This is a genomic window from Croceicoccus pelagius (assembly GCF_001661915.1).
Classification (GTDB): domain Bacteria; phylum Pseudomonadota; class Alphaproteobacteria; order Sphingomonadales; family Sphingomonadaceae; genus Croceicoccus; species Croceicoccus pelagius.
Map to the genome: position 1 here is coordinate 43,893 of NZ_LYWY01000014.1, position 8,382 is coordinate 52,274.

The following is an 8,382-nucleotide window of genomic DNA, read 5'->3' on the forward strand; positions in this document are numbered from 1 at the left end:
GCGCGCGTAAGTAACGGTAAACGCCAAGTCAGGAGCCCTTTATGATCGCCGTCAATCGACGCAAGTTTCTCGGAGCCGGAGCAGGAGGAATGGGTCTGCTCGGCCTTGCCGGGGCGATGCCTGCCTGGGCACGGGGCGCGGACATCCTCGCAGGTAACGCCCGCAAGGGGCTGGACGAGATATCCGGCCCCAATATCGACCTCACCGTTGCCCGATCGGCCTTCGCGACCGGCAACAGGCGCGGCGGCGCGATCGCCGTCAATGGCACGATCCCCGGTCCGCTGTTGCGTTTGCAGGAAGGCACGACCGTCCGGCTCAATGTCCATAACCAGCTCGAGGAAGATACTTCGATCCACTGGCACGGTCTGCTCGTGCCGTTTCAGCTCGATGGAGTGCCCGGCGTGAGCTTCCCCGGTGTCAAACCGGGAGAGACCTTCACCGCCGAGTTTCCGGTTCGCCAATCGGGCACTTACTGGTGGCACTCGCATAGCGGCCTGCAGGAACAGGCCGGGCATTACGGCGCGATCGTGATCGATCCCGCCGGACCCGATCCGGTTCAGGCCGACCGCGAATATATCGTGGTGCTGAGCGAATTCAGCGCCATGTCGCCCCACACCATTTTCGACAAGCTCAAGAAGGGCGAAGGCTACTTCAACTACAACCAGAACACCTGGACCGACGATTACCCGCTTTCGGGCGAGGATCGCCGGATGTGGGCGAAAATGCGCATGATGCCGACGGACATCCTCGACGTGTCGAGCGCGGCTTATACCTATCTTCTGAACGGCCATGGCCCGCTCGACAATCTGGAATACCTCTTCCGCCCGGGCGAACGCGTGCGGCTGCGCTTCATCAATGCCGGCGCCATGACCTTCTTCAATATTCGCATTCCCGGCCTGCCGATGACCATCGTTCAGGCGGACGGGCAGAACGTCGAGCCGGTGGAGGTCGACGAGTTCCAGATCGGTGTGGCCGAGACATACGACGTCGTCGTGACGCCGGGCGCGCAACAAGCCTACACGCTGGTCGCGGAGTCGATGGACCGCTCGGGCATGGGTATTGCCACACTCGCGAGCGCACCCGGCGCTCGCGCCGCCATTCCGCCGCTGCGCGATCCGCCGCTTCTGACCATGGCCGACATGGGCATGAGCGGCATGGACCACGGCTCGTCTGGCGATGCCGGCATGTCGGGCATGGACCACGGAAGTGGCGGCGACATGGCGGGGATGGATCATGGTTCGTCCGGCCAATCCGAGATGGCAGGCATGGCCGGCATGTCGGGGATGCAGATGCGCGACACGTCGCTTCTGCCGCCCGATGTGAAGGTCGGGCCCGGTCTCGACATGGTCTCGATGAACCCGGTCGACCGCATGGGCGATCCCGGCATCGGTCTCGCCGATGTGCCGCATCGTACGCTCGACTATCGCAAGCTGCGCGCGCTGACTCCACACCGCGAGGGCCGCACGCCGTCCCGGCGAATGGAAATTCATCTGACCGGCAATATGGAGCGCTACATGTGGTCGTTCGACGGCAAGAAGTTCTCCGCCGTCTCAGACGAGCCGATCCGTTTCGCCTATAACGAGCGCGTGCGCGTGAAGCTCGTCAACGACACGATGATGGCGCACCCCATTCACTTGCACGGTCATTTCTTCGAGCTGGTCAATGGCGCGCCGGCCGATCGTCAACCGCTCAAGCACACGGTAATCCTGCAGCCGGGTGGCAGCGCGCAGTTCGACCTGACGGCGGACGAGCCGGGCGACTGGGCCTTCCACTGTCACCTTCTCTACCACATGCATGCCGGGATGTTTCAGATCGTCACGGTCGCCAATCCCGACGGGAGCGAAGCATGAAAATTCGTATTGTCAGCCTGCTCGCATCGGTCGCAGCCGGCTCAGTTCTCGCCTCCCCCGCGGCGGCGCAGCATGCCGGTCATTCGCCGGCGGAGCCGCAGCAAAGCGCCGAGGCGCAGGCTGACGCGAAGACGAAGTGCGAGGAAGAAGCCGAGCGCCACCGCGCGATGGGGCATCCGGTTGCAGATGGAGCATGCGAACCGGCTGCTCAACCTGAAGCCGCCATGGACCGCTCGCAGATGGATCACTCAACCATGGATCATGGTGCGATGACCGCTCAGGATGGCCATTCTGGCATGACAATGCCTGTGGACGCTGCCCGTCCACAGGCATCGCCCGAAAGTCATGAAGGAATGGATCACGGCTCGATGCCGCAGGGCAAGCCCGCCGAAGGCGCGATGGATCATTCGCAGATGAATCACGGCGAGATGGGTCAGGCGGAGGCCAGTTCGTCGATGGACCATGGGCAGATGGATCACAGCCAGATGAACCATGGGGAGACGCCTTCGCAGGACAGGCAGGGCATGGACCATTCGGCGATGCAGATGGGCTCGGACGATGATATCCCGCTGCTGCCGCCTCCTCCAGAAGCAGGGAGCGGCCCAGCGCGCGCGGCGGTCGCCATCTGGGGCGAGGAAGCCATGAACGAAGCGCGCCGCGAGCTTGTCCGCGAGACCGACGGAGGAATGCGCTTCTGGTTTCAGGGCGACCGGCTCGAGTACCGCGCCCGCGAGGGGAAGGATGGATATCTGTGGGACATCCAGGGATATTATGGCGGCGACATCGACAAATTCTGGTTCAAGTCCGAGGGTGAGGGCAGCTTCGGCGAACCCATAGAAGGCGCCGAGGTCCAGGCGCTCTGGAGCCGCGCCATTGCGCCCTTCTTCGATTTCCAGGCGGGTGTTCGCCAGGACCTGACCGGTCCGGAACGCACGCACGCGGTTATCGGTATCCAAGGGATCGCGCCTTACCAGTTCGAGGTCGATGCCGCGGCCTTCGTCTCCACCAAGGGCGATGTGACGGCGCGTTTTGAGGGCGAACTTGATCAGCGCATCACGCAGCGGCTGATCCTTCAACCGCGTGCCGAAATCGCACTTTCCGCTCAGGATATTCCCGAACTCGGCATTGGCGCTGGCCTCGACCGGATCGAGGCAGGTCTGCGTCTTCGCTACGAGTTCGCACGCGAATTCGCGCCCTATGTCGGCGTTTCCCAGGAATGGCGCATCGGCGACAGCGCGGATTTTGCGCGGGCCGCCGGAGAGGATCCGAGCGTCACCAATTATGTCGTCGGTGTGCGATTCTGGTTCTGAAATCTCAAAAAGGATAGAACTTCCATGACCAAGCCTTTGACACGCATCGCGGCGACTGCGCTTGTTGCCACGCTGATACCGCTGCCAGCCTTCGCGCAGCAGATGGACCACTCTTCCCATGCGAACCATCAGATGCACGCGATGGACGCTTCGGCGGACGATGTCGCGGGCGCTGAAGAAACCCTCAAGGCCTATCGCACCGCTCTTGAAGCGCGCGACGCGCAGGCAATGCGCGCGCTCTTCGCCGAGGACTCGGCGATCTTCGAGAATGGCAAGGCCGAAGGAAGCTTTGCCAATTACATGGAGCACCATTTGGGCCCCGAGCTCGACGCGATTGTGAGCTTCACCTTTACCGACCCCACGCTGACCGTCACCCGGATGGGGCACATGGCCCATGCCTATGAGACGTATGGCTATCGCATCGAACTTAGCGATGGCCGGGTGATCGAGCGCGACGGCGTGGCGACATCGGTGCTTGCTCACGATGCGGACGGGTGGAGAATCGTCCAGTACCATTCCTCGTCGCGCGCGCCGCGCAACTGATTACGGCTTTCGAAGAGGTAGCACCGGTTGGCAACGCCGTCGCTGAAGCTGCGCCTGCATGTGCTCGGCAGCAAGATCCACAAATGGCTGGCGATTTTCGTCGGTGTCCAGGTTCTCTTGTGGATGGGAACCGGCGCCCTCATGTCGTTTCTCGACCTGGAAGAAGTTCGCTCCGAACATGTCGTTTCGCGTGAACAAGAGGCGCTGCCCGCCGATGCCCCGCTCCCGGCCTGGGTCGCAAACGACGGTACTCTTGCAGCGGTAACGACACGTTCGCTCGACGGCGATGCCGTGACCGAGGTCCGCAAGGTTGACGGTAGCGTGAGCCTCCACGATCCGGTGACTGGGCGTAAACTCTCCCCCATCTCGGCGGCAACGGCAAAATCCATCGCCTTGCGCGCATGGACCGGGCCGCGCACGACCATCGAGGCCGCACGGATCGTCGATGACCCCATCGGAACCGAGTTTCGCGGCCCTTTTCCGGCCTGGCAGGTCACCTATGCTGACGAGGCTTCGACGCGCATCTACATCGATGCCGCCAGCGGCACGCTCGGGGCGGCGCGCAGCGATACATGGCGCCTGTTCGATTTCATCTGGGGCCTCCACATCATGGACTGGACCGAGCGCGACCGCATCAACAGTTGGTGGCTGCTGCTGTTCGGCATTGGCGGCACGATCATAGCCCTGTCGGGTTTCGTCCTGCTGGCGAACCGGATGCCGAGGCTGCGCCGCCGCGCAAAGAAGAGCAAGCTCGCCTGAGCCCATGGGGCTTATTCGCGTGGGCGAACGCCTTACCCTCGTTCGCCAGGCCGAACGCGGCCAGGAGCCGAATGCGTTCGACGATCGCGATGATGCCGCCAGCAAGCGTGACCACCCGGGCGCACTTCAGTCGCGCTGAACTATCAAATTAATGCGAGGGGCACGCGGCTGCCGTGCGTATCAGGCACATAGGTCGCACTTTAACTGCAGGGTGGGGAGACATACGAGACATGAAAGCCCCCTCATTTCTGGCGCTGCTCGCCGCAAGCCTGCTCTTCGTCGGACCCGTTCAGGCTCATGGCGACGAAAAGCACGGCGAAGAGGCGAGCGCCGCGCCTGCTGCCACCAATGGCGATGTGCACGACCAGGCGGCCATGGCGCAGATGGGCGAGACTGCGGATGCTGGCGAGTCCTCCGGCGCGCACGATGAAGCGGGCGCAGCCCATGACGAGGCCGGTGGCCATGCGGATGAGAGCGAAACCGGCGTCATGGCCGTACTGAAAAAGCTGCATCCGGCAACGATCCACTTCCCGATCGCCTTGTTTTTCATGGCTGCGGCCACCGAATTGTTCGTGATGCGCCGGAAAGGAGCGGGCCTGGAAAGTGCGGTGCGCGTACTCGTCTACGGCGGAGCAATCGGCGCAGTCGTCGCAGTTCTGTTCGGATGGATTCACACCGGTCTGTGGTTCGGCGGCGATACTGTCATGCAAGTCCATCGATGGACCGGTATGCTGATCGCGGTTCTCGGTATTGCGATGGCATACCTCGCGAGCAGGCCGAGCCAGAGCCGCGCATGGTTGCGCGCGTCGATCTTCTCCATGGCGGCACTCGTTCTCATCCAGGGGTTCCTTGGCGGCGAGCTCGCGCACGGACCGGACCATCTTGGCGTTTCGTGGCTCTGAAGGAGTTGAATAACATGCGAATTCTGAAATCGAACACCGCGATAGCATTTCTCGCGACCGCGCCATTGACGTTCGCTCTCGCCGCTTGTGACCAAGCGCAGGAGAGCACACCGGCTGCTGAGGTTTCGCCTATGGGCGAAGCTGCGGTGGTGGCTGGCACGGCACCCGAGGCGGGTCTTGCCGATCCGGCAGCCTCTCCCTCCAAAGATGAGGCAGCGACCGCTCGGGAGGACGCTCTTTCGACAAATGGCGCCGCCACGCCCGCCTCACGGCACGCTGCCTCTCCCGCATCACGCGCAACTGCCACACCCGCACCTCCAGCAACACGCACGCAACCCGCGAGCGAGGCGACCCAGCCGGCCGATCCCCATGCGGGTCATGACATGTCCTCGATGGCCGATCACGACATGGAAGGTATGTGATCGGACGCGTTTCCCGGTGACACGGCTATCCAGGAGATACCCTCGGCAAAAACACAAACGAACATCGCAAGATCAGGAAAGGACGGCCCCGCCTCCCCCCGACGCCCTGCGGGTCGCAGGTGCCCCCAAGGGGCCGTTCAGGAACCCCGCGTGCAAACCAACCCGACGCGCGGGGTTCTGTCAACGGCGGAGTAAAAGTCGGCCATTGGGCGGCGCAAAACCAGGCCAGTTGATCCGGGTGTTGGCGAGCGCCGTGAGGGCGTAGCCCGAGCGGGGGTCGCCAACACCCGGATTGTCATTTCTGTCAGGGGTTGGGGCGTGCTTTTCGTGCCTGGCTCTGGGCCAGACGATAGCTCTCGCCATTCATTTCCAGGATGCTGACGTGGTGGGTAAGCCGGTCGAGAAGCGCGCCGGTCAGGCGCTCGGAACCGAACGTTTCGGTCCATTCGTCGAACGGCAGGTTGCTGGTGATCAGCGTCGAGCCACGCTCGTAACGCTGCGAGATCAGTTCGAACAGCAGTTCCGCGCCGGTCTTTGACAGGGGAACGAACCCCAGCTCGTCGATGATGAGGAGCTTGTATCCGGCCATCTGCTTTTGCAGGCGCAGCAGGCGGCGTTCGTCGCGTGCTTCCATCATTTCGCTGACCAGCGCGGACGCGGTGGTAAAACCGACTGTCAGACCCTTCTGGCAGGCCGCGAGGCCCAGGCCGATCGCGACATGGGTCTTGCCGGTTCCTGACGGGCCAAGGGCGATGACGTTCTCGCGCCGGATGATCCATTCGCAGCGCGCCAGTTCGAGCACCTGCATCTTGTTGAGCTTCGGGATGGCGGTAAAATCGAAGCTGTCGAGGCTCTTGGCCGCCGGGAACCGCGCGGCCTTGATCCGGCGCTCGACCATCCGCCGTTCCCGGTCGATCAGTTCCAGTTCGACAAGCCGGGCAAGATAGCGGACATGATCCACGCCCTCTGCCGCGCATTGCCGGGCCAGCTTGTCATGCTCACGCAGGAACGTCGGCAGCTTGAGCGTCTTGAGGTGATTGGTGAGCAGCAGTTCGGGAGCCGGGCTGCTCATGCCGCGTCCTTCGTCTCGCCCGACAACAGCCGCATGTACGAGCGCGCCGATGTCGTCTCCACCCTCGTCCTGGGCAGGTAGGGATAGATCGCCATATCCAGTCTGGGCACCCGGCGTTCAACCCGGCACAATACAAGGTGCTTCACCGCATCGAAGCCGATCGCGCCCATATCAAGGGCCTGCTTCACCGCGGCATGCAGATCGGCAAGCGTGAAGCTTTCCAGCAGGCGCAGCACCTGCACATACTCGCGCCGGCCATGCTTGCCCCCATGACGGTTCAGGCGCGCTTCCATCAGCCGGCGCAGCGTCACAAACGCCTCGGGCAGGTTCCAGCCTTGCAAGGGCGCGGCCTGATCGAGGGCATTGATCTTCTGTTCGATCAGGGGAAGGTAATGGACCGGATCGAAGGTCACGTCTTCGCGGCTATAGCTGCGGGGATGACGGGCAATGACCTCGCCCCGGCAGCCGATCACCACCTCGCCGACATAGCCCCTGATCCATACTTCCTGGTGGCCGAAGCGTACCGGTACCGAGTAATCATTGGTCCGGTAGCGCACCAGCGCCTGCGACGAGACCTGGCCGCTGGTCTGGTCACAGGCCTCGAACGGCGATGCCGGAAGGTCCTGCATCGCCGCCAGATCGCGTTGCAGTCTCTCGCCGATCGTCTCGTTCTCGCCGCGCAGCCGATCGTTCTGCCGTTTGCGGCATTGCTCCTCGAGCCACAGGTTGAACGCCTCCCATGTCGCGAACCGGGGGATCGGGACCATGAAGTTGCGGCGGGCATAGCCGACCAGACCTTCCACGCTGCCCTTGTCGTTCCCCTTGCCAGGGCGGCCGTAACGATCGCGGATCAGGTAGTGCGACAGAAAGGCGCTGAACAGCCTCGCGCGCCGCCGCGTGCTGTCAGGAAGGATCTTAGAGACCAGGCAGCGATCGTTGTCGTAGACGATCGAGAGCGGTACCGCGCCGAAGAACGCGAAGGCATGAACGTGGCCGTCCATCCACGCCTCGGCAACGGCCGCCGGATAGGCCCGCACGTAGCAGGCATCGCTGTGCGGCAGATCGAGCACGAAGAAGTGCGCCTTCTGCTCCACACCGCCGATCTCAACCAGAGCCTCGCCGAAATCAGCCTGTGCGTGGCCGGGGGCGTGCGCCAACGGCACGAACATCTCCCGGCTGCGCTGAACCCGCTCCCGGATGTAATCCTTGATGATCGTGTAACCGCCGGTGAAGCCATGCTCTGCGCGAAGGCGGTCGAACACACGCTTCGCCGTATGGCGCTGCTTGCGCGGAACCGACCGGTCCCCTTCCAGCCAGCCATCGATGATCGGTATGAACGCTTCCAGCTTCGGTCGCCGCACCGGGGCGCTGCGACGGTAACCGGGCGGCACCGAATACGACAGCATCTTGCGAACCGTGTCGCGCGATATGTTGAAATGCTTCGCTGCCTCGCGCTGGCTCATCCCTTCAGAACACGCCAGACGAACCCTCAGGTAAAGTTCCACGGTGTAAATCCCTCATCCC

At 63.2% G+C, this 8,382-nt stretch carries 8 protein-coding genes; 6 read left to right on the top strand and 2 right to left on the bottom strand.

The annotated features are described in order from the left end of the window. The first annotated feature begins 41 nt into the window (after window positions 1–41). From A9D15_RS02745 to A9D15_RS02765, 6 genes are all read left to right on the top strand, one after another. Window positions 42–1,850: a copper resistance system multicopper oxidase gene (locus A9D15_RS02745; protein WP_066761574.1), complete on the top strand. Its 1,809-nt coding sequence runs from the start codon at window positions 42–44 to the stop codon at window positions 1,848–1,850. Next, window positions 1,847–3,160 (top strand): copper resistance protein B, encoded by a 1,314-nt coding sequence (locus A9D15_RS02750; protein WP_066761575.1) that lies wholly within the window; start codon window positions 1,847–1,849, stop codon window positions 3,158–3,160. The genes A9D15_RS02745 and A9D15_RS02750 overlap by 4 nt, the downstream gene beginning before the upstream one ends. Window positions 3,161–3,184: 24 nt before the next feature. Further along, on the top strand, window positions 3,185–3,703 hold the full coding sequence (locus A9D15_RS02755; protein WP_082924209.1) for a YybH family protein: 519 nt from the start codon (window positions 3,185–3,187) through the stop codon (window positions 3,701–3,703). 27 nt (window positions 3,704–3,730) lie between these two features. Then, window positions 3,731–4,462 (top strand): PepSY domain-containing protein, encoded by a 732-nt coding sequence (locus tag A9D15_RS02760; protein WP_009823988.1) that lies wholly within the window; start codon window positions 3,731–3,733, stop codon window positions 4,460–4,462. Between the two features lie 4 nt (window positions 4,463–4,466). Next, window positions 4,467–4,601 (top strand): hypothetical protein, encoded by a 135-nt coding sequence (locus A9D15_RS17035; RefSeq protein WP_267900630.1) that lies wholly within the window; start codon window positions 4,467–4,469, stop codon window positions 4,599–4,601. Window positions 4,602–4,692: 91 nt separating this feature from the next. Further along, window positions 4,693–5,364: a DUF2231 domain-containing protein gene (locus A9D15_RS02765; RefSeq protein ID WP_009823986.1), complete on the top strand. Its 672-nt coding sequence runs from the start codon at window positions 4,693–4,695 to the stop codon at window positions 5,362–5,364. Between the two features lie 726 nt (window positions 5,365–6,090). Here A9D15_RS02765 and istB read toward each other — a convergent pair. Further along, complete coding sequence (gene istB / locus A9D15_RS02770; protein ID WP_066761576.1) at window positions 6,091–6,858, bottom strand: IS21-like element helper ATPase IstB; 768 nt, start codon at window positions 6,856–6,858, stop codon at window positions 6,091–6,093. Beyond that, window positions 6,855–8,363, bottom strand: a complete 1,509-nt coding sequence (gene istA / locus A9D15_RS02775; RefSeq protein ID WP_082924210.1) for an IS21 family transposase — start codon at window positions 8,361–8,363, stop codon at window positions 6,855–6,857. Before istA ends, istB begins: the two co-directional genes overlap by 4 nt. Window positions 8,364–8,382 lie beyond the last annotated feature (19 nt).